The 21938-nt window shown below is 38.1% G+C and carries 20 protein-coding genes; 8 read left to right on the forward strand and 12 right to left on the reverse strand.

Annotated features, from left to right (window positions below):
• Positions 1 to 88 precede the first annotated feature (88 nt).
• The 5 genes from MKJ01_RS11120 to MKJ01_RS11140 all read left to right on the forward strand — a co-directional run bounded on the left by MKJ01_RS11120 (position 89) and on the right by MKJ01_RS11140 (position 7212).
• Entirely contained in the window at positions 89 to 2929 is a 2841-nt protein-coding gene (locus tag MKJ01_RS11120; protein ID WP_241614147.1) for a heavy metal translocating P-type ATPase, read from the forward strand.
• Positions 2930 to 2931: 2 nt separating this feature from the next.
• On the forward strand, positions 2932 to 3660 hold the full coding sequence (locus MKJ01_RS11125; RefSeq protein WP_241614146.1) for a DUF72 domain-containing protein: 729 nt from the start codon (positions 2932 to 2934) through the stop codon (positions 3658 to 3660).
• 72 nt (positions 3661 to 3732) lie between these two features.
• A complete protein-coding gene (locus MKJ01_RS11130; protein ID WP_241614145.1) occupies positions 3733 to 4392 on the forward strand; it encodes a YggS family pyridoxal phosphate-dependent enzyme in 660 nt (219 codons plus the stop codon).
• 57 nt (positions 4393 to 4449) lie between these two features.
• On the forward strand, positions 4450 to 5634 hold the full coding sequence (locus MKJ01_RS11135; RefSeq protein WP_241614144.1) for a sigma-54 dependent transcriptional regulator: 1185 nt from the start codon (positions 4450 to 4452) through the stop codon (positions 5632 to 5634).
• Positions 5635 to 5850: 216 nt separating this feature from the next.
• Positions 5851 to 7212 carry an MATE family efflux transporter gene (locus MKJ01_RS11140; RefSeq protein ID WP_241614143.1) on the forward strand — a complete coding sequence of 454 codons (1362 nt, stop codon included), beginning with the start codon at positions 5851 to 5853 and terminating at the stop codon, positions 7210 to 7212.
• 43 nt (positions 7213 to 7255) lie between these two features.
• On the opposite strand, the gene MKJ01_RS11145 is transcribed toward MKJ01_RS11140, so the two are convergent.
• The 6 genes from MKJ01_RS11145 to MKJ01_RS11170 form a co-directional block, all read right to left on the reverse strand.
• Complete coding sequence (locus MKJ01_RS11145; protein WP_241614142.1) at positions 7256 to 7759, reverse strand: GNAT family N-acetyltransferase; 504 nt, start codon at positions 7757 to 7759, stop codon at positions 7256 to 7258.
• Positions 7760 to 7909: 150 nt separating this feature from the next.
• Entirely contained in the window at positions 7910 to 10312 is a 2403-nt protein-coding gene (locus MKJ01_RS11150; RefSeq protein ID WP_241614141.1) for a S9 family peptidase, read from the reverse strand.
• A 293-nt stretch (positions 10313 to 10605) separates the two neighbouring features.
• Complete coding sequence (locus tag MKJ01_RS11155; protein ID WP_241614140.1) at positions 10606 to 11037, reverse strand: DoxX family protein; 432 nt, start codon at positions 11035 to 11037, stop codon at positions 10606 to 10608.
• A gap of 66 nt (positions 11038 to 11103) precedes the next feature.
• On the reverse strand, positions 11104 to 11979 hold the full coding sequence (era, locus tag MKJ01_RS11160) for a GTPase Era (protein ID WP_241614139.1): 876 nt from the start codon (positions 11977 to 11979) through the stop codon (positions 11104 to 11106).
• A 119-nt stretch (positions 11980 to 12098) separates the two neighbouring features.
• On the reverse strand, positions 12099 to 12998 hold the full coding sequence (locus MKJ01_RS11165) for a carbohydrate kinase (protein WP_241614138.1): 900 nt from the start codon (positions 12996 to 12998) through the stop codon (positions 12099 to 12101).
• A gap of 15 nt (positions 12999 to 13013) precedes the next feature.
• Positions 13014 to 14012, reverse strand: coding sequence for a LacI family DNA-binding transcriptional regulator (locus MKJ01_RS11170; protein WP_241614137.1), 999 nt, complete (start codon positions 14010 to 14012; stop codon positions 13014 to 13016).
• Between the two features lie 412 nt (positions 14013 to 14424).
• Between MKJ01_RS11170 and MKJ01_RS11175 the strand changes: the two genes are divergently transcribed.
• A complete protein-coding gene (locus MKJ01_RS11175) occupies positions 14425 to 14751 on the forward strand; it encodes a multidrug efflux SMR transporter (protein ID WP_241614136.1) in 327 nt (108 codons plus the stop codon).
• 43 nt (positions 14752 to 14794) lie between these two features.
• The gene (locus MKJ01_RS11180) at positions 14795 to 15505 is read left to right on the forward strand and encodes a T9SS type A sorting domain-containing protein (protein ID WP_241614135.1); all 711 of its coding nucleotides are present in this window, start codon (positions 14795 to 14797) and stop codon (positions 15503 to 15505) included.
• A 46-nt stretch (positions 15506 to 15551) separates the two neighbouring features.
• On the opposite strand, the gene MKJ01_RS11185 is transcribed toward MKJ01_RS11180, so the two are convergent.
• The 5 genes from MKJ01_RS11185 to gpmI form a co-directional block, all read right to left on the reverse strand.
• The gene (locus MKJ01_RS11185; RefSeq protein ID WP_241614134.1) at positions 15552 to 16319 is read right to left on the reverse strand and encodes a class I SAM-dependent methyltransferase; all 768 of its coding nucleotides are present in this window, start codon (positions 16317 to 16319) and stop codon (positions 15552 to 15554) included.
• Positions 16319 to 17128, reverse strand: coding sequence for a type I methionyl aminopeptidase (gene map, locus MKJ01_RS11190; protein ID WP_241614133.1), 810 nt, complete (start codon positions 17126 to 17128; stop codon positions 16319 to 16321). The genes MKJ01_RS11185 and map overlap by 1 nt, the downstream gene beginning before the upstream one ends.
• Before the next feature lie 157 nt (positions 17129 to 17285).
• The gene (locus tag MKJ01_RS11195) at positions 17286 to 17717 is read right to left on the reverse strand and encodes a BT0820 family HAD-type phosphatase (RefSeq protein WP_241614132.1); all 432 of its coding nucleotides are present in this window, start codon (positions 17715 to 17717) and stop codon (positions 17286 to 17288) included.
• A 91-nt stretch (positions 17718 to 17808) separates the two neighbouring features.
• On the reverse strand, positions 17809 to 18789 hold the full coding sequence (locus MKJ01_RS11200; protein ID WP_241614131.1) for an acyl-ACP desaturase: 981 nt from the start codon (positions 18787 to 18789) through the stop codon (positions 17809 to 17811).
• Positions 18790 to 18931: 142 nt separating this feature from the next.
• Positions 18932 to 20473, reverse strand: coding sequence for a 2,3-bisphosphoglycerate-independent phosphoglycerate mutase (gene gpmI, locus MKJ01_RS11205; RefSeq protein ID WP_241614130.1), 1542 nt, complete (start codon positions 20471 to 20473; stop codon positions 18932 to 18934).
• 186 nt (positions 20474 to 20659) lie between these two features.
• On the opposite strand from gpmI, the gene MKJ01_RS11210 reads away from it, so the two are divergent.
• On the forward strand, positions 20660 to 20983 hold the full coding sequence (locus MKJ01_RS11210; RefSeq protein WP_241614129.1) for a translation initiation factor: 324 nt from the start codon (positions 20660 to 20662) through the stop codon (positions 20981 to 20983).
• Positions 20984 to 20987: 4 nt separating this feature from the next.
• On the opposite strand, the gene MKJ01_RS11215 is transcribed toward MKJ01_RS11210, so the two are convergent.
• On the reverse strand, positions 20988 to 21887 hold the full coding sequence (locus MKJ01_RS11215) for a leucine-rich repeat domain-containing protein (protein ID WP_241614128.1): 900 nt from the start codon (positions 21885 to 21887) through the stop codon (positions 20988 to 20990).
• Between the last annotated feature and the right edge of the window lie 51 nt (positions 21888 to 21938).

Genomic DNA, 21938 nt, shown 5'->3' on the forward strand with positions numbered 1-21938 from the left:
TTCCTGCCTAATTTTATAATCATTATCCTTAAATTTATAATACGTTTCCATCTTCATTTTGGAAATTTGTAGTATAAATTAAAGCATCATGCAAAAACAATATAAAATCCTCGGAATGACCTGCTCAGGATGTCAGAAAAAGATTTTTGAAAAACTGAACACCATTGAAGGCATTAAAGTAGAGATCAATGCAGAAGATCATACAGCAGTCATCATTTCCGATAAAAAGATTGAATTACATCTCTTAAATAAAGCCCTGGAAGAAACAGGAAATTATAAGCTGGAAGATCCTAAAACTCCGGAAAAGATTTCTGTAAAGCCACAGGACCGCGTCTCCCCTTCCTCAGTTTATTACTGTCCGATGGAATGTGAAGGTGAAAAAGTCTATTTCCAGCAGGGAAAAAGATGCCCGGTTTGTAATATGTACTTAGTGCCAATTGAAGAAAAACACTCAAAAGATCCAAACTATAGACCTAAGTATTTATCAACTTATTTGCCGGAAAACTTCAAAAATGAAAACGGGAACTACTATTGTCCAATGTTTTGTGAAGGAGACAAAGTGTATGAAGAAAAAGGTGACTGCCCCGTATGTCATATGCATTTGGAAAAAATCACGGAGGAACTGGTCAAAAATACGGAAACCCATACCCATGCGCATCATTACAACCATTATCATCGGGATACACCAAAAATTACCGATGCCATGGCCGGGAAATATTATTGCCCGATGTATTGCGAAGGAGATAAAGTATATGACAGCAACGTAGGCTGTCCGGTATGCGGAATGGACCTTGTAAAATATCCTGAAAAGCGTAATGTGCAGTATACCTGTCCGATGCACCCGGGAATTATTCAGGACGAGCCTGGAAACTGCCCTCTTTGTGGAATGGATTTGGTAAAAATGCCTGATAAGAATGACGATGAAGACGAAATGTATCGTGTATTGAAAAGAAAATTCATAATTTCATTAATCTTCACCATCCCTGTTTTTATTCTTTCGATGGGCGGTATGCTGATCAGCTTTCCATTTTCGCATCAGGTACAAGGAACTATAGAACTTGCTTTAACCCTTCCGGTATTATTTTATTCGGGATGGTTTTTGATGAAAAGAGGATTTGTTTCTTTCAAAACCATGAATCTGAATATGTTCAGCTTAATCGCTCTGGGAGTAACGGCTGCATTCATTTTCAGTATCGCAGCATTGATATTCCCGAATCTTATACCACACGAAATCCGAGGATCTCATCATGAAACCCCGTTATACTTCGAAGCGGTCTGTGTCATTTTAACTCTTGTGATTTTAGGTCAGCTGATGGAGGCTCTGGCTCATCATAAAACGGGTAATGCCATACGGGAACTTATGAATCTCTCCCCTGAAGAAGCAATAATCATGTTAAATGGAGAAGAAAAAAAAGTACTGATCTCTCAGGTAAAGATAGGTGATCTGCTTAAAGTAAAACCAGGAGCGAAAATTCCGGTAGATGGTAAAATTACCGAAGGAACTTCATATGTTGATGAAAGCATGATTACGGGAGAACCCGTTCCTGTGGAAAAAAATGTACATGATAAAGTGTCTTCGGGAACGATCAACAGCAATCAGGTATTTATTATGAAAGCTGAAAAAGTAGGTGATGAAACTCTGCTTTCCCAAATCATCAAATTGGTTAATGAAGCCAGCCGAAGTAAGGCCCCGATCCAGAAACTGACCGATAAGGTGGCAAAAATATTCGTTCCTGCGGTGATCTTAATTGCAGTAATCACTTTTATCTTGTGGCAGTCTTTTGGCCCCGAAGGTAAAAAAAGCTTATTTGCATTTGTAAATGCCGTTGCCGTTCTGATTGTTGCGTGTCCGTGTGCATTAGGACTGGCCACTCCAATGTCATTAATGGTGGGAATCGGCAAAGGAGCCAAAAATGGAGTTCTTATCAAAAATGCAGAAGCTCTGGAGCAGATGAATAAGGTAAATGTCTTAATTACTGATAAAACAGGAACCCTGACTGAAGGAAAACCTTTTGTAGAACATATTGAGACAATCGATAACAGCCAGGATCATTCGCAGATTTTAAAACTGGCATATTCATTAAACCAGAATTCAGAACATCCTCTGTCGGGTGCGGTCATCAAAAGAGCAAAGGAAAAAAATATTTCCCCTGAGAAAACTGAGAATTTTGAAAATATTTCCGGCAAAGGAATTAAAGGAGATATCAAAGGGAAAACCGTTTATCTGGGAAATGAAAGTTTATTGATTGCTCATTCCATTGCGATTCCTGAACACTTAAAACAAAAGGCATCCGAAATTCAGTCAAAAGCGCATACCATTTCTTATCTGGCACAGGGAAATGAAGTGTTGGGATTCATCAGCTTTACGGATAAAATAAAGAAAAGTTCTAAAGAAGCAGTCAAGCAGCTGCTGGAGGACGGGATTGATATTATCATGATGACGGGAGACAATGAACATACGGCTAAGGCTGTTGCAGATGAACTGGGAATCCTGCATTTTAAAGCCAGTTGCCTTCCCGAAGATAAACTCAACGAAGTTAAAAAATTACAGCAACAAGGCAAAATCGTTGCCATGACCGGTGACGGGATTAATGACTCCCCCGCTTTGGCTCAGGCCAATATCGGTATTGCCATGGGAACCGGAACAGATGTTGCTATTGAAAGCGCACCAATCACCTTATTGAAAGGTGATCTTTCCGGGGTTTTAAAAGCCAGGATACTCAGCGAAAAATTGCTTGGAAACATCAAAGAAAATCTGTTTTTTGCTTTTATTTATAATGTATTGGGTATTCCGGTTGCGGCAGGCTTATTGTATCCGTTCTTTGGAATTTTACTATCTCCGATGATCGCTGCGGCGGCTATGAGCGTCAGCTCTTTGTCGGTGATTTTAAATTCTTTACGGCTGAATTCTGTCAATCTAAACAAATAAATATGGAAAAAGAAAATCTTTATATCGGATGCTCAGGTTTTTATAATAATGACTGGAAGGGATCACTGTACCCCGAGGATACGAAAAGTAAAGACTATCTTATGCTTTATTCCAAAGAATTTAATTCTGTGGAAATCAATTCTACATTTTACAGAAAACCGACGGCAAAAACACTTCTGAAATGGGCTGAAGAAACCCCTGATGATTTTATGTTTTTCATAAAGATCCCGAAAGCTATTTCCCATGAGCAAAGGCTGAAAGGCTGTAAAGAAGAAATAAGTGAATTCTGCCATCATATCCAGAATCATCTGAAAGAAAAGCTTTCCGGTTTTCTGTATCAGTTTCCACCTTCTTTTAAAAATGCCCAGGAAAATACAGAGCTTATCCTCAATAATCTTGATTTTGATTTTCTGAATGTGATTGAATTCCGCCATGAATCATGGTGGCACGAAGAAATTTTCAATCTCCTGAAAGCGTATAATATTGTCTTTTCAGGCGTAAGCTTTCCCGGAAATCTGCCTGAAGATGTAATAACCAATCATCCTGAAATTTTATACTATCGGCTGCATGGAAAGCCTGTTTTGTATAAATCTGAGTACAGCAAAGAATTTCTTGATCTTTTGGCAGAAAAAATTAAGAACAGTCAGCAACAGGCTTTTATATTTTTCAATAATACCTGGGGAACGGCCGCCATTAAAAATGCGCTGTACCTTAAGGAAATCCTATCTTAAAATCTAGGAAATCAATCTCAATATGTACCTGACCGCATTGCTTTTTGTTTTTTAATTTCAGAAATTTGCGATATGAATATTCACGAACAGTACAACGATATTAAAAGCCGGCTCCCGGAACATGTGCAATTGGTAGCCGTTTCAAAGACACATCCCGCTTCGGCCATTCAGGAAGTTTATGATCTGGGACAAAGGATTTTCGGTGAAAACAAAGTACAGGAAATGACGGAGAAATCCCCTCTCCTTCCTAAAGATATCCAATGGCATATCATTGGGCATCTGCAGACCAACAAGGTAAAATATATTGCCGGATTTGTAGATACTATACAAAGTGTGGATTCTGAAAAGCTGATCAGGGAAATCGATAAAGAAGCTGCCAAACATAGCCGTATTATTAAAGTATTGCTTCAGGTAAAGATTGCTGAGGAGGAAAGTAAGTTTGGATTGGAACCGGAACAAGCAAAAGAAATCTTTCGCAAATACATCAACGGTGATTTTACAAACATTGAAATTACAGGATTGATGGGCATGGCTACTTTTACGGAAGATCAGGATCAGGTCAAAAACGAATTTCTAATACTTAAACACCTTTTTGATGAACTTAATAAGCTGAAACCGCTGCAAACTCTTTCAATGGGAATGAGTGATGATTTCCCGCTCGCTATTGAGTGCGGTGCAAATTCTATACGTGTCGGATCCGCTATTTTCGGGCGAAGGGATTATTCCAAATAGAATCATTTAGGTATAGTTTTTGCTAATAATTCAATCAAAAAATCTAAATTTGCAACTATGCAAAAAATCCTTATTGTAGAAGACGAAAAAGCAATTTCAGGCGTACTCCAAAGTATCCTATCCGATGAACTTACTGAATACGAATTTATTATCGCTGAAGATGGCCTAGAAGGCTATAAACAAATAGAAAAAGAAGATTTTGCCCTGGTGATTTCTGATATTAAAATGCCTAAACTTTCGGGTACCGAACTTCTAAAACAGAGTTTGGCTTTAAAACCGGAGTCCACCTTCATCATGATTTCCGGGCATGCCGATATTGATTCAGCAGTTTCATGTTTAAGAGACGGTGCATACGATTTTATTTCTAAGCCTATCGATATCAACAGACTGATTACAAGCGTAAAAAATGCTTTAGCTAAAGAATATCTTAAAAAAGAAAATAAAAACCTTCAGACAGAAAACAAAACCCTGAAAAAGAAGGTCAACAAAAAGTATCAGATGATCGGTGAATCCGCAGGTTTAAAGAAAATCCAGGATATGATTGAAAAAGTAGCGGCTTCCGATGCAAGGGTTTTAATTACGGGGCCGAACGGTGCAGGAAAAGAGCTTGTGGCTCACGCAATTCACAACCAAAGTGACAGGGCGAGAGGACCGATGGTTGAGGTAAACTGTGCAGCAATTCCTTCGGAACTGATAGAATCTGAGTTATTCGGCCATGTAAAAGGATCTTTTACAGGAGCGATTAAAGATAAGCAGGGAAAATTCGAACAGGCAAACGGAGGTACTATTTTCCTGGATGAAATCGGTGATATGAGCTTAATTGCACAGGCAAAAGTTTTAAGGGCCTTGCAGGAAAGCAAAGTTTCCCCGGTAGGAAGTGACAAGGAAATTAAAGTGGATGTAAGGGTTCTTGCTGCAACCAATAAAAATATGCAGAAGGAGATTGAAGCCGGAAGATTCAGAGAAGACCTTTATCACAGGCTTTCTGTCATTGAGATTTATGTCCCTTCTCTCGACGAAAGAAAAGAAGATATCGCTTTACTGGTAGACCATTTCTCAGGGATTATTGCTGACGAGCATGGTACAGCTGTGAAAAAATTCGATGACCAGGCGGTAGAAGCTTTAAAAGCACTTTCATGGACCGGAAATGTCAGAGAATTGAGAAACGTTGTGGAAAGGCTTATCATTTTGGGTGGCAATTCCGTTTCTGCCGATGATGTCGCAAGTTTTGTAAGGAAATAATGTAAGCATTATTTTAAATAAATATAAAATTGCAGTATCGTTGGTACTGCAATTTTTTTGATTTTATAAATACCATAAGATTAAAAAAAATTAATTTCAGATTATTTAAATCTGGTTATAAACATACTATTTTTGATGATTATTAATCAGGTTATATAGCAATATCTTATTATTTTAATTGTAACCAATTTTAAACTATACGAACCAGAAACCACTATGAATTTTTTACATAAAAACTATACCAAAGAATGCCTTACCCTGGCAATGCCTGTGATGCTGACGCAGGTTGGGCAAGTATCAGTAAACTTATTTGATAATATTATTGTCGGAAAATTATTGGGTGCCGATGCGCTGGCCTCCGTTTCTTTGGGAAACGCGGTATTTTTCTCCATTTTTGTATTGGCATTAGGATTTTCCTTTGCCATCCCTCCATTGGTATCGGAAGCACATTCAAAACATGATCATAAGACCATCAACTCTGTTTTCAGCCATGGGTTTATTATCAATATGACGGTTGGCATCCTGCTGATGGCGATATTGCTTTTGGCCATGCCGCTGCTCTATCATTCGGGACAGCCTGAAAAAATTATTCCGGACACGGTTGATTTCTTAACCATTATGGCTATCAGCATCGTTCCATTTATGGCATTTCAGACCCTGAGAGAAGTATCAGAAGGATTATCTTACACCATTGGGGTAACAAAAGCAACCATTATTGCCAATGTCATTAATATTGTGCTGAATTATGTGTTTATTAAAGGACTATTCGGCTTTCCTGAAATGGGTGTGAAAGGTTCTGCACTGGCGGGCTTAATCGCGCGGATTTTCATGGTGGTGTTCCTGTATTTTGTTCTTTTACACGAAAAGAAAACAAGACAGTATATTAAAGATTTTTCTCTGAAAATTGAAGTGTTCTCGAAAAAAATGTTTGACAAGATGATCCGCTTAGGTCTTCCTACGGCATTACAGATGTTTTTTGAAGTTACGGCTTTTGCGGGTGCCGCTTTTATATGCGGACTGATTTCCGCACATGATATTGCATCCCATCAGATTGCTTTGAGTATGGCCTCCTTTACCTTTAATCTCTGTATCGGATTTAGCGTAGCTTCTACAGTGATGATCGGCAGGAAACTCGGTGAGCAGAATGATGTGGAATTGAGGAAAGTAGGAATTAACAATCTGAAGATTGCTTTTATTTTTATGTGTATCTGCGGGATTGTTTTTATCCTGGGACGGAATATCCTTCCGACCTTTTTCACCAAGAAAGAAGAAATTGAAGTTATCAGCCTGGCTTCAAAATTAATGATTATTGCAGCATTATTTCAATTGTCAGACGGAATTCAGGTGACGGCTTTAGGAACACTAAGAGGGTTACAGGATGTGAAGATTCCTTCTATTTACACTTTTATTGCCTACTGGCTGATTACTATTCCTTTAGGATATTTTCTCTGTGTCACCCTTAAAATGGGCGCATTCGGAATGTGGATCGCTTTAGGACTGGGACTCACGATTTCTGCAGTGATGCTCGTCAAACGGTTTTTAAACCTTTCTGCCAGAAGAATTAAACGGAATATATAATTAAAAGCGGTCTTAACAGACCGCTTTTAATTATCATTTCATATCAATGAATTTTCTTTCCTAAAATCACCAGGGTCCGCTCGATTCCATCCAGTACTGCCACATCAGGAAATGTTCCCCAGGCTTCAAATCCGAAATGCCTGAAAAGCTTCATGCTTGGTTCATTGTGTAAAAAGATAAACCCAAGTAATGTTTTCACACCAAATTTCACGGCATTATCAATACAGTATTTCAGTACTTTTTTTCCTAAGCCTTTTCCCCGGCAGGTTTCGTCCATATAAATACTGACCTCCACCGTTCCGTTGTAAGCCGGCCGGCCGTAAAATGAAGAAAAGCTTACCCAGCCGAGTGTATTGTTCTGCATATCTTCTACAATCCATAGCGGCCGTGTTTCAGTGTAATGCTCATGAAACCATGCCACTTTGCTTTCTACCGATACAGGTTCCGTATCTGCAGTTACCATTCTTGATGAAATGGTAGAGTTATAAATTTCAACGATTTTTGGTAAATCCTGTATAGCGGCATTCCTGAATATTAATTCCTGCATATTCTCAAACTTATTGTACAAAGATATGATGTTTAGTTAAAAGGTTAGCGTATTCCATACCTGTGAGAACAAAGATGTCCTATAAATTAAGATCAATGGATGTTAACTTCCAAAAAAGTAACCCGTCCAGATCTGGACGGGTTACTTATATTATTTCTTAAGACATTTTTCCAGGAACTGATCCTGTTCCCAGAGTAAATGCAAAATATTTTCCTTAGCAACATATCCGTGCGCTTCCTTAGGCAGAAGTACCATTTTTACAGGAGCACCGAGGTTTTTCAGGGCCTGAAAATATCTTTCCGTCTGCAAGGTAAAGGTTCCCGGATTATTATCGGCATCCCCGTGAATCAGCAGTAACGGCGTTTTCATTTTATCGGCATTCATAAACGGTGACATGGTATTGTAAATTTCCGGTACATCCCAGTAATTTCTCTGCTCACTTTGGAATCCAAACGGAGTTAATGTTCTGTTATAAGCTCCGCTTCTTGCAATACCGCAGGCATAATCTTTAGAGTGGGTCAAGAGATTGGCGGTCATAAAAGCTCCGTAAGAATGTCCTCCAACCGCTACTTTAGTCCGGTCAATATATCCTAATTGGTCTACCGCATCAATGGCTGCCCTTCCGTTGGCTACGAGCTGTGGAATAAAGGTATCATTCGGTTCTGTTTTTCCTTCTCCTATAATCGGGAATGCAGCATCATCCAGTACGGCATAGCCTTTTGTTGTCCAGTATACGAAAGATCCGTAGTATGGAAATGTAAAATCATTCGGATTCTGGGTATTCTGCCCCGCTGTATTTTTATCTTTATATTCGGTAGGATATGCCCAGATCAGCAACGGCAACTTTTCTTTTTTCGCTTTCCTGTCGTAATTGGCGGGTAAATAAAGAGTTCCCGTTAAAGTAACACCGTCATTTCTTTTGTAGGTAATGACTTCTTTATACACATCCTTAATACTTTCAAAAGGATTGGCAAAATTGGTAATGGCTTCTGCTTTATTGGATTTAATATTTTTTCTGAAATAGTTTGGGTACAAACTTGGAGACTGCTGGGTCGTCAGGATCTCACCTTTTGAAGGATTGAGGATGTCAATAATTTCTTCTTTTCCGTTTTTAAGTTGAGAAGTATACAGCCTTTTTTTCTTCAGAGTCTTCATATCCATTTCATCAATAAAAGGATGCTGTCCGTCTTTGGTGAAACCGGCTCCGATCAGATAAGATTTTCCTCCCTTCATATCCACTACATATTTCCCGTACTGGTTTTTAGTGGTATTGAAATTTCCGGGATCACTGTAGACATCCTGGTAATTCCGGTCATCAATAACTTTTGTTGCTCCATTATTTAAGTCAATAAGGTAAGATTTTGTATTTCTGGTATCATACCAGCCTTCGTAAACAATGGCATAATTCCCGTTTGTCCAGCTGGTTCCTTCATACCGCTGACTAGTTTTAAAAAATGATTTAGGAGTTGATGCGAACGGAGCGTCCCATGTAAAGATCTCATCCCTGAACTCGGCTGATTTTGACTGGTCACCACCATCCAGTGCTTCTGCATATACTAAGGTAGCAGGAAGGTCGCTTCTCCACGCCATATCTCTTTTCCCGGTTCTTACTGATGAAAACCCCTTTGGCATGATCTCATTCAATGGTGTTTCGTTCACTACTTTTACTACATTTCCGTTCACATCATAGACCGTAGTGGTCATCGGAAACCTGTTCAAAGGAACAATGTAAGAAAAAGGCTTCTTAAGAGTCGTAGCCATCAGATAGTTGCCGTCCGGAGAATAGCTTATTCCGGTGTACATATCCTGATCCTTCAGCTTCTTTATATTTCCGTTGATATCAACATTGTAAATTTCCGAAGCGGTAAGGATTTCAAAATTCTTTTCATCCTGCGGATTTTTCAGCAAATCCTGATATGTCCTGTTCTGGGAAACTTTGCCGTCAGCCGTAGATACGATGGGTCCGGTAGGAAGGTCTTTACCGGAATCGATTAAAGCAGGCCTGTTCTGGGGAAGGGTTTTAATCAACAGATTTCCGGAGTCTTTGTTCCAGATGTACGGACTTCCCAGGTTGGCATTCAGGTTGTCGGAAGTAATTTTCTTTGCTGTTGCAGTTTCCAGATCAACAATCCATAATTCTACGCCTTTATTGGTGGTGTTGGTGAATGCTAATTTCTTTTCATCCGGTGAAAATGAGGTATAGGTGATTTTAGGGCTGGCAGGTAAACCCTTAACCTGTACTTCAGTTTTGTCATTAATTTTCCTGACTTTCAGATTATTGATATAGGTAGCGGTACTCGAAATATTGGTAATGGGGTTGATTCTTAATCCTCCCAGCTTCATTTCCTGCTGGCTGAGATCTTCCAGCGTTTTATAAGTGGGACGATATGTAAAAACCAGCCAGTCTTTTTTACTGTTCATCAATATACTTGGAGGTCTTTCATAATCAGCCAGTTTAAGTATTTCTGCAGAAGGTTTCTGATAGGTTATATTTTCCTGGGCTTCGTAGAAATTAAGAAAAGCCAGCAGGCAGATGGTGAGTTTTATCTTCATTATATTCTCTTTTTGACGAATTTAATACTTTTTTAAAATATATAAGATAGCCAAGGTATATAAAAAGGTAAATAACCAAATACAGGATAGTATAGCAATTATTAGAAATGGTGATTTTACTGTCAGCTTTTATGTAGAAATGGACAGAATAAATCTATAATAAAGTTCTCCTGATTAACTTGAGTCTATAAATGACTACCTTATCTGTCATAAACTACAAATAAAAACTGTCTCAAAAGTTAATTGAATCACTTTTGAGACAGCCTATTTTATTCAGTTTTATATACGCTCTACTACCAGTCTGAAGCCCTCTTCCTTTTTTCTATCATGTGATCTACCGAGATCTTTCCTGCTCCGAAAACCATCAGAAGAAGATAGATGGATAAATAGATAAGACTCATCTCTCTTTTTTCGAAGGGGTCTGCTCCGTGAACGGCAAAGGCAGCAATGATCATGGTAAAGATCAGAAATCCTAACGCGACCCTTGAGAACAAACCTAAAATTAAAAGAATCGAACATGCAAATTCTGCAAAAACAGTCAGTCCTAAAGAAATCTTCGGGCCCATTCCGAGGAAATTGAAAAATTCAATATCACCACCTTCCAGCAGCATCTGAAGCTTCGGAAACCCGTGAGACAACATGGCAAAACCAATAAATACCCTCACCACCAATAAAACAATATCTTTTACAACAGAATCAGAATGTGCGGAGTTTAAAGAATTCATTCAGTTAAAATTTGATTAAAGATAACGAAAAATCTTTTAATATAACGGTTTTTAGCCTTCTTTAGTCTATCGGTATCCGAAATTCTTGAGGTCCCTGTCATTTTTTCTCCAGTCCTTTTTCACTTTTACAAAAAGATTTAAATGAATTTTTTTGTTGAAAAATTTTTCCAGGTCGATTCTTGATTCGGTTCCTACTTTTTTAATGGCTTCTCCTTTATGCCCAATGATAATCCCTTTCTGGGTATCCCTCTCTACATAAATAATAGAATCAATAAAGATGATCCCTTCTTTTTCCTTGAACTGTTCAGTAACCACTTCTACAGAATACGGAATTTCTTTTTCATAATTTAAAAGAATTTTCTCACGGATTGCCTCGTTTACAAAAAATCTTTCAGGCTTATCCGTATATTGATCCTTATCGTAGTAAGGAGGGTTTTCAGGAAGCATCGATTTCAGTTTGGGCAAAATGATATCCGTATTGAAAGCATTTAATGCAGATATCGGAAGGATCTCCGCTTTAGGGATCCTTTCATGCCATGCTTCTACCAGTTTTTCAAGGCCTTCCTGATTGGTCTGGTCTACTTTATTGAGCAAAAGCAAAACCGGAACAGGAATTTTATTCAGCTTATCGATAAGAAATTCTGAAGGCTCGGCTTTATCGGTAACATCTACAATGAATAAAAATACATCTGCATCCTGTAAAGAATCCTTTACAAAATCCATCATCTTTTCCTGTAAACCGTATTTAGGATCCAATACTCCAGGAGTATCTGAGAATACGATCTGCAAATCTTCTTCGTTATAAATCCCAAAAATCCTGTGGCGTGTCGTCTGTGCCTTTTGGGTTACAATAGCCAGCTTCTCCCCCATTAATTGGTTCAATAAGGTAGATTTTCCGGCGTTCGGCTTTCCGACAATGTTTACAAATCCTGCTTTGTGCATAAAAAATATATTACAAGCTGCAAAGTTAGTAAAACAAATCTGGTCTTCCGAGCGATTCCAGAAAAAAGGCTTTAAAGCAAAAAGATCAAGACTTTTTAAAACCTATACTCAAAATAACTTTAGAAGTTTAGCTGTTTAAACTGTTCAAATTCCTTTAGGGCATAATCAGGGCAGGCTCCTGGTTTCGAAGTTATCCAGGCTCCCAAAGCAATAGCCTGCTTCATGATCTCTTCCGGGGTCTCGTTCTGAATTCTTTTTGAAAGAAACCCTGAAAGAAATGAATCTCCGCTTCCTACGGTATCAGCAATTGTAATAGGAACAGCTTTAAGATTGTAATTTTCATTTTCCGTAAAATACTTTGCCCCCTTACTTCCTTTTGTTAAAACAACTTCATGGATTCCAAAATGCTGCTTAAGAAATGCAACACCTTCTTCTTCATTTGTATATTCCTTGCCGGTCATTTCAATTATTTGTCCCAGCTCAGATTTGTTTATCTTAACAATATCTGATGTATGCAGAAGTTTTTTGACTAATTCCTTATCAATGAAAGGCGGCCTGAAATTAACATCGAAAATTTTAAGCTTTGCCACTTCAAGAAATTGAAGCAACGTATTTTTTGTCGTTTCATTTCTTGCTGAAAGACTCCCGAAAACAAAAGCTGCTGCGCTTTCAACCAATTCTTTGTGCTCCGGAAGGTATTCGATATAATCCCAGGCTACATGATTAATGATTTCATATGATGCTTCGTTATGCTCATCGATCTTTGCAATGACCGTACTGGTAGGATGTTTTTCATCAACCTGAATATAATCGGTAGTGATTCCCCAACTCCTGATCTGATCCGTTAATTTTTTTCCCAATTCATCATTTCCTGTTCTGCTGAGCATTTTCACATCAATCCCCATTTTATGAACATGGTACGCTACATTAAATGGCGCTCCTCCCGGTCTTGAACCTTCCGGAAAAATATCCCAGAGTACTTCGCCGAAGCATACGATATATGGCTTTTTATCTGTCATTCATTCAGTATTTAATTATTTTACGGAATTTCGTTCTATAAACCGTGCATGTAAAGTCACCCTTTTCCCATCAGGCGTATATTGGTTGATCTGGCTGTCAAGAAGCTTCACCGATTCTTTTGCCATATCGGCTAAAGGCTGCCGTACAAAGCTGACTTCAGTAGGAAAAAGATAATAGGCCTCTGTTTCATCAAATGCCACTACAGAAAGGTCTTCCGGAACTTTAATATTATGGTCGATAAGATACCGCAAGCCGGCAATCCCGAGTTTATTGCTGGAAAAATAAATCGCTGTTTTTTTCGACAGATCAAGATTCTCTTTTAACTTCGCAGGAATTTCTTCTGCGATGGTATGGATTCCTGTTAAAATCCTTTTGGCAGAAATATCCGATTTCAGGATTCGCTGATCAAAACCATTCTGACGGTCCAGAAGATGCGGAAGCTTCGTATCATAACCGACATAAATAATTTCATCAAAATTTCTGTTCACAAGATGACCGCAGATATGCTCTGAAATTTCCGAATTATTAATCATAACACCGGGAAGGCTTACATTTTTAAGATAACGGTCAATAGTCACCACCGGATATTCTTCTTTGATCAGCTTATTGATGGATTCATCAGAATCCACTACCGGAGCAATGATCATCCCATCAACCTGCTGCTCGGAAAACAGTTCCGTAAGCTTTTTGAATTTTTCTGGGTTTTCATCACAGCTCCCGATCAGAAGCGTATATCCCAGCTTCATGGCTTCATCCTCAATATTCCGGGCAATGTTGGAATAAAAATCATTTGAGATATCTGCTACAATTAAACCGATCAGCTTACTTTTACTCATTTTCAGGCTTCTCGCTATTTTATTGGGCGTATAATTAATATGTTCCGCCACTTCAAGCACCTTTTTCCGCGTGGCTTCACTGATACGGCTCCCTTCTTTCCTGTTAAGGACATAAGAAACAGTGGCAACTGATACTTCTGCAATTCTGGCGATATCTTTTATGGAAGCTCGTTTCATTTTTCTTGACTTTCGTGCAAAAATATTTTATTAACGTATTTAAAACAATAGCTCTATAATTTGTGCTGTTTGGAAAATAATTGTAGTTTGGCCATCCTTATAGATCAAATTCAATTTATTTTAAATGACTACAAATCAATAAATTAAAATAATATTATATTATTCCTTATTCTATATTAGTATTAAATAATTATGATAAACAAACTTCAACAGTAATTTTGGTTAAACGTTTATCCTTACAATTTAATAAAATTACATTAAAAATCAAAATTGTTGTGAAATATTGACTGTCATGTAAACAGAGTCTCACCTTGCAAAATGATCATAGAAGCAAGCGTTACTATTGCTTTATTTTATAATGACCTTTATTACTTATTTTTAAATCCGGAAATTTGTATCAGAAAATTAAAAAATGAATTGGATTATATTAATTATTGCAGGATTATTTGAAGTTGCCTTTGCTTCATGTCTGGGAAAAGTAAAGGAAACAACAGGCACTACTATGTATTTATGGTTTGCAGGCTTCCTTATCTCTTTAACTATCAGCATGCTTCTGCTGATCAAAGCTACCCAAACTTTACCTATCGGTACCGCATATGCAGTATGGACAGGAATTGGTGCGGTAGGCACCGTCTTAATGGGTATTTTCTTTTTTAAGGATCCGGTAAGTTTCTGGAGAATTTTTTTCATCATTACTTTGATCGGTTCTGTGATCGGATTGAAGGCAGTTTCACATTAGAGATAAGATTCTTTTTCTTATTTTTGTGAAAATTTATAACCTTATGAAAAAAACTTTATTTCTTTTACTTGCGAGCAGCTTATTAACTGCTCAGACCTCAGAATTACTTTCTAACAGCTGGTATATTTCCAAGATGGTAACCAACAGCGGACAGACCACAAATACTCCCTTAATTGACGGCGGCGTACTTGCCTCCACTTTTAATTCAGCAGGAGGTACCAGTTATGTTTTCAATTCAAAATATTATAATACCTCTCTTCTGGGATTTGGGATCATGCCGGGAAGCAATAATATGATAAAGACTGCCGGAGGATGTACACTGGCGTATTACAACGGAGGAAATGCTTTTGCGGTACGTAACTATGATCAGAAAAATTGTGATGTTTATAATGATGGCGGCTATGCCTCTGTTTATAATTACCAGATCACCACCAATTGCAATGTAAAAACACTGGTAATTACAGATCCTTCGGGAAATAAAGTGTATTATAACAATACTTTGCAATTAAGCACGAAAGAGAATGAACTTATAAAGAAAGTGTTTACTATCTATCCTAATCCTGTAAAAGAAGATTTACATATCGAAAACATTGAGAAAAATCTTACTTTGAAAATTTTTGATCTTTCCGGAAAGTTAGTTTATGAAACAACAACTGCAGATCGGAAAATGAAGATTGAAACCAATACTCTTCAGAAAGGCCAGTATATTTTAAGTATCGAAAACTATACTTCCGTGCCTTTCATTAAAGAATAATCAATAATGATTTTAATAAGAAAAGTCCCGAATTTCGGGACTTTTCTTATTTTTTATAAACTACAGGAAGGATTTCATTTTTGCGCAGCCCATATTTTTTAATTTCTTCTTCTGAAAAATTCTGAGAATAAAAGTTCGGTTCAGCTTCAAAACCTGCTTTCTTTAACCGGTCAAAATAATCCATTCCATACCAGCGTACATGGTCATATTGACCAAAATGTCTCTGGCGTTCTTTCGGATCTTTAATGGTAAAATCCTCATACGTTTTTTCAAGAGCATTTTTCATCGGAACCTGCAGAATTCCCCAGCCTCCCGGTCTCAGCACGCGGTAAAGTTCATTCATTGCCTTTGCATCATCTTCAATATGTTCAAGAACATGGTTGCAGAATATGATGTCGAAGCTTTCATCTTCAAAAGGAAGATCAAGGATATCCGCTTTCACATCAACAATCGGAGAAAACAAATCGGCTGAAATATAATTCAGGTTTTTCATCCGTTTGAATTTCCTTAAAAACTCCTGTTCAGGAGCAATATGCAGAACTTTATAATTTTTAATGAAAAAATCAGTTTCATTCTGAAGATAGAGCCACATCTGCCGGTGCCGTTCCAGGCTTAAAGTTCCCGGAGATAATGCATTTTCACGTTGTTTTCCATATCCGTAAGGAAGGAATTTCCTATAGGATTTTCCATCGATAGGATCCGTAAAGCGGTCTCCTTTAAAAAACTGGTAAATCAGCGGGCGTGCCCAGATGCTCATTTTGATCAGCATGGGACGCGGAACCGTATTCAATAAAAGTTTCGCGGCTTTTTTCATTAAAAATCCAATTGGAATGCTTTTTCTTCGTCACTTTCGATACTCAGAGCATCATAGATGTATTGAAAGGTAGAAAGCAATACCGGTTTTCCGTTGATTACCGCTACGTCATGCTCAAAATGAGCAGAAGGCTGGCTGTCAAGAGTGGTTACCGTCCAGCCGTCATTGTGGAACTTCACTTTTTCAGTTCCCAGATTGATCATCGGTTCGATAGCGATAGTCAATCCGTCTTTGATTACTTTGCCGCTTCCCTGTCTTCCGTAGTTCGGAACCTGAGGATCTTCATGCATCTGCCTGCCGACACCATGGCCGACAAGCTCTTTTACTACGCCGTATCCTTCTTTTTCACAGTGGCTCTGAATAGCATAGGAAATATCCCCGATTCTTTTTCCTCTGACGCATTGCGCAATCCCTTTATACAAAGATTCCTTAGCAACCTTCAGCAGCTTTTTGGTTTCAGGTTTCACTTCTCCGATTTCAAAAGTATAGGCATGATCTCCTACAAAACCGTTTAGCACCGCTCCGCAATCTACAGAAAGCACATCGCCTTCTTTAATCTCATCCTTATTCGGAAACCCATGAACGACCTGCTCGTTGGGAGAAATGCATAATGAATACGGAAATCCTCCGTATCCTAAAAATGCAGGTTCAGCACCATGATCTTTAATGAAATCATGGGCTAATTTATCTAAATACAAAGTAGTAATACCCGGCTTGATTTCTTTTGCCAACATTCCTAATGTTTTTGAAACCAACTGAGCACTCTGCTTCATCAGACGCAATTCGTCTATTGTTTTTAACTGAATCATTTTAATATAGATGTTAGATATTAGATGTCAGATATTAGATCAAAACTTTATGGATATTTTAAGTTTAATTCTAAACATCTATTATATTCTGGTCATTGTTAAATCAGAAGCTGATTTAGAACTAATATCTAATCTCTAACTTCCAATTTCTTTTAATTTACCAGAATAATCCTTTTTTCTTTTCTTTTTTAAGTTTTGAATAGGCTAAAACTTCTTTGCCTTCCACACGGAATTCTATTCTTTCTTTAATAATATTGTAGATCTCGCCCCATCCCGGAAATCCGCCAAGGTTTCTGTCATCAATAAACCAGTCTGCATCCAGCTTTCTTGATTGGGTTTCAGGGTTAAAAACCTCGCCTTCAAAACTTGAGTTCACGGCATAAAATTCGATTCCGTTTTTCTTACAGAATTCTATAGCCTCATCTAACGTTTTGCCGTGACGGTACGTCCAGAGAATAAGCCTGTATCCTTCGCTCTGCAGTTTTTTCAGGGTTTCAAAAGCGAAAATTTTAGGTTTGCCGATTGCCGGATACGCGTCATCAACAACAGTTCCGTCAAAATCTACAGCAATTTTTTTATTATTCATCATTTTGAATATATTTTTAAAAATGCAAAGATACAAATAAAAAGAGTGCTAAAAATATTCAGCACTCTTCCTTTTATTATTTTACTACGACCGGCTATTCTTTTACCCAGTTAAACTGGAACTGCAGATCCGGTGTTGATATCCTGTCGGTGATTTTCTGAAGCCTTGCAGGAAGTTTCATTAAGTATTCCTGAGCTTTTTCAGCTTTTTCATTAAGGCCTTTTATATGCTCAATTTTCCATTCATCCAGCAGGTCTTTCATAATGTTGATATAATCCTGTCCTGTATACACCATACATCTCTGCGCCGCATCTGAAAAATGACCCCAAAGTTCTCCGGCTTTCTGTCCAGACTGCCTCATCATATGAGCAGGCATCACGATTTTTTTGCGCATCATATCTTCAAATGCCAAAATCATTTCTGAAGGGTCTATTTCTAATATTTTTGCGACAAAATGTTTATATGCTTTGGCATGTCTTGCTTCATCAGCAGCAATAACCGCGCACATCTTAGCCAGTTTGGTGTTTCCCGACTGTTTTGCCAATGTACCTACTCTTCTGTGGGAAATATTGGTTGCCGTTTCCTGGAAGCTTGTATAGACGAAATTTCTATATGGATCCATGCTTGTTCCCAAATCAAAACCATCATTGATCAGGTACTGTGTCGTAACTTCCATTTCCCTCATGTTTACCCTTCCGCACAGATACAGGTATTTGCTTAAAAGGTCGCCATGGCGGTTTTCTTCACCTGTCCAGGCTCTTACCCAGTTGGCCCAGCCGATTTCTTTCTGTTCCTGATCTATTCCGTCCACACCCATGAGCCATGATTCATAGGAAGGCAATGCTTCTTCTGTGATACAGTCACCGATAAGTGTTACAAATAAATCATACGGCATTTCGCGAGCGAAAGTCTGGATTTCTTCTAAGTCGTATTTAAAATCAGCGCTTGACGGATCCGGAAGATAGTCTGAAGGCTGCCAGATTTTTTCGATTGGCGTTAAGAACTTTTCCAGAAAAGAACCGACTTCCTTCTCCAAAATCCCCATGACTTCTTTTCTTACAAGCTTTTGATACATTTTTAGAATTTAGAATTAATTTACAAAGTTATGATATTATTATTATTTAAGACATAATATTATGTTAATTCTACCTGATATTAATCATAAATAATGCCACTATGTAAAGTATAACGGCATTATTCATATAAAAGTATTTATTTTAATTTACTAGAATATCTCCTGTCATAATTTCCGGGATTTCCACGCCCATCACTTTTAAAATAGTTGGAGCAACATCACCCAGCTTACCGGGTTTCAGATTCCAGGTATGCTCTTTGTCCATTACGATGAAAGGAACCAGATTGGTGGAATGCTGTGTATTCGGGCTTCCATCCGGATTCATCATCACATCGGAGTTCCCGTGGTCGGCCAGTATAAAAACAGCATAACCATGCTCATAGGCGGTGGTAGCTACTTTTTCAATGCATTTGTCAACCGTTTCCGCTGCGGTTACTGCTGCCTGGAAAACTCCTGTATGTCCTACCATATCCGTATTGGCGAAGTTTAAACAGATAAAATCTGCTGTTTCGTGTTCCAGTTCAGGCAGAATGGCATTTGTTATATCATAGGCAGACATTTCGGGCTTAAGATCATAGGTCGGAACATCTTTCGGACTCGGACAAAGCAGTCTTTTTTCGCCTACGAACTGCTCTTCGCGGCCTCCGGAAAAGAAAAATGTTACATGCGGATATTTCTCCGTTTCGGCAATCCTGATCTGTAGTTTTTGGTTTCTTTCCAGAACCTCACCCATGGTTTCTTTTAATACCTCTTCATCAAAAACAACGTGTACATTCTGGAATGTTTTATCATAATTGGTTAATGTAATATAATAAAGCGGAAGCTTTCTCATAAAATATTCCGGATTATCATGCTGGCAAAGGACTTCTGTAATTTCCCTGCCACGATCTGTACGGAAATTGAAACAGATCACGACGTCATGATCCGTAATCTTACCAACAGGAACCACATTACCAATCTGTGTAGAATCAATCATAATGATCGGCTTCATAAATTCATCTGTAATACCTTCATCATACGATTTCTGAATAGCAAGCAACGCATTGGTAGTCTGATCTCCTACTCCTTCTACCATCGCATCATATGCAATTTTCACACGTTCCCATCTTTTGTCCCTGTCCATCGCGTAGTATCTTCCAACCACAGAAGCCAGCTTTCCTACTGTTTTTTCCATATGCTTCTGGATATCTTCAATAAACCCTTTACCGGAATGCGGATCACAGTCGCGGCCGTCTGTAAAGGCATGAACAAAAACATTTTCATGCAATCCGAATTCATGTGCCGCTGTGATCAGCCCTTTTAAATGATTGATATGCGAATGTACGCCCCCGTCTGAAACCAGACCGATAAAATGGACTCTTTTATTTTCTCTTTTAGCATATTCAAAGGCATCCTGAATCACTTTCTGCTGACCCAGGGAACCGTTTTCAACAGCCATATTCAGTTTAACAAGATTTTGGTATACCACTCTCCCTGCTCCCAGATTCATATGTCCTACTTCAGAATTTCCCATTTGCCCTACAGGCAGGCCCACAGCAAGCCCGCTTGCCTCAAGCGTAGTATGGGGAAAATTTTTAAAACAGCTATCTATAAATGGTGTATTGGCCTGATCGATGGCAGAAACGGCCGGATTTGTTCCCAATCCCCATCCGTCAAGGATCGCTAATATTGCTTTTTTCGACATTTCGTATAAACTTTTGTATCACAAATTTATTTAATTTGAAATGAATTTAAGAATCTGAAGGACTTAAATTTTCATTAAAAGATTTCAGTTTCCTGCAGTTTGGGATTATAAAGTTTGCAACCATCAACTTTGTTTTATGGTTGTATATGCATTCTCTGCCTTAAATATTTTCATTAATTTTGCCATATGGATTTAAGAGACCAACTGAAAAACCTTTTTCCTGAGCATGAGGAACAGGATTTTAAAATGCCTGAAGAGCAGTTCAAACAAAAAGAACCGCTGGTATGCAAGTTTGAAAAAAAAGGCAGAAACGGCAAGCCAGTAACTATTATTGAAGGCTGGGAAGGAAGCGAGGACGAATTAAAAAACATCTCCAAAAAAATAAAAACCACACTGGGAATAGGTGGTTCTGAGAAGGATGGAACGATCATTATTCAGGGTGACAACCGTGATAAGATAATGAATATCCTTGAAGAGATGGGCTATAAAACCAAAAGGGTCGGCGGATAGTTACTCAGAAGTAAATCTGAGTTTCCGGCATCATGGCTTTCAATTTTTCAATGGTTGAAGGAACCATCGGATTGCCCGTTAAGAGTAAGGTTTTAAGATTTTTTAATTGTGAAAATTCTTTCGGAAGGTCCTTTAATTTATTGTTAGCCAAATTCAGGCTCACTATGTTTTTCAAGCCTTTAATTTTAGGCGATATCTCTCTGATCTGATTACTGCTTACATTTAAAAACTCCATATTTTTTGAACGGAACAGCTTTTCAGGAAGTCTTGAAATTGAGTTTTGCTGAAGTTCAAGGTACTTCAAATGTTTTGGAAACTCCAGGTTTTCCATATCTTTAATCTGATTGGAAGACAAATTCAATGATTTTAAATGTTCAATCTTATCGAGATCTTTCGCAATAAAACTGATCTGATTTCCCTGCAAATTAATTTCTTCTAGACTTGGGATCTGCATCAATGCTTCCGGGAAAACATTCAGGTTGTTGGCATCCAGGTGAATAACTTTCAGTTTTTGAAGCCTGGCAATATTTGGGTTAATGCCAGTCAGGCCGTTTAAGTTCATAGAGAAACTTTCAAGCTTTCTGAGCTCTCCGATTTCATCGGGAATATATTTGATGTTGTTTTCGTTCAGGTTTAAAATTGTCAGTTCTTTCAAAGCGAAGATAGACTCATCCATCTTTTCGAGCTTATTTTCCATTACATTAAGAAAAAAGATCAAATTCAGCTTCCGGATTTCTGAAGGGAGATTGAACATTCCTTTGCCTCTTAAGCTCATGCTGTACACCGTTTTACCACTTTTCAAAGCCTCGTCAACATTAGTGTATGTAGGATATTTTACGGGATCAATCTGAGCTTTAACTTGTGAAAGAGCGATGATAAAAATAGAAAGGAAAATTTTTTTCATAAATGAAAATACTGCCGGGCACAAAGATGTTGCCGGCAGTATTGGTAATTA

It is taken from the genome of Chryseobacterium sp. SSA4.19 (genome assembly GCF_022601875.1).
GTDB lineage: Bacteria > Bacteroidota > Bacteroidia > Flavobacteriales > Weeksellaceae > Chryseobacterium.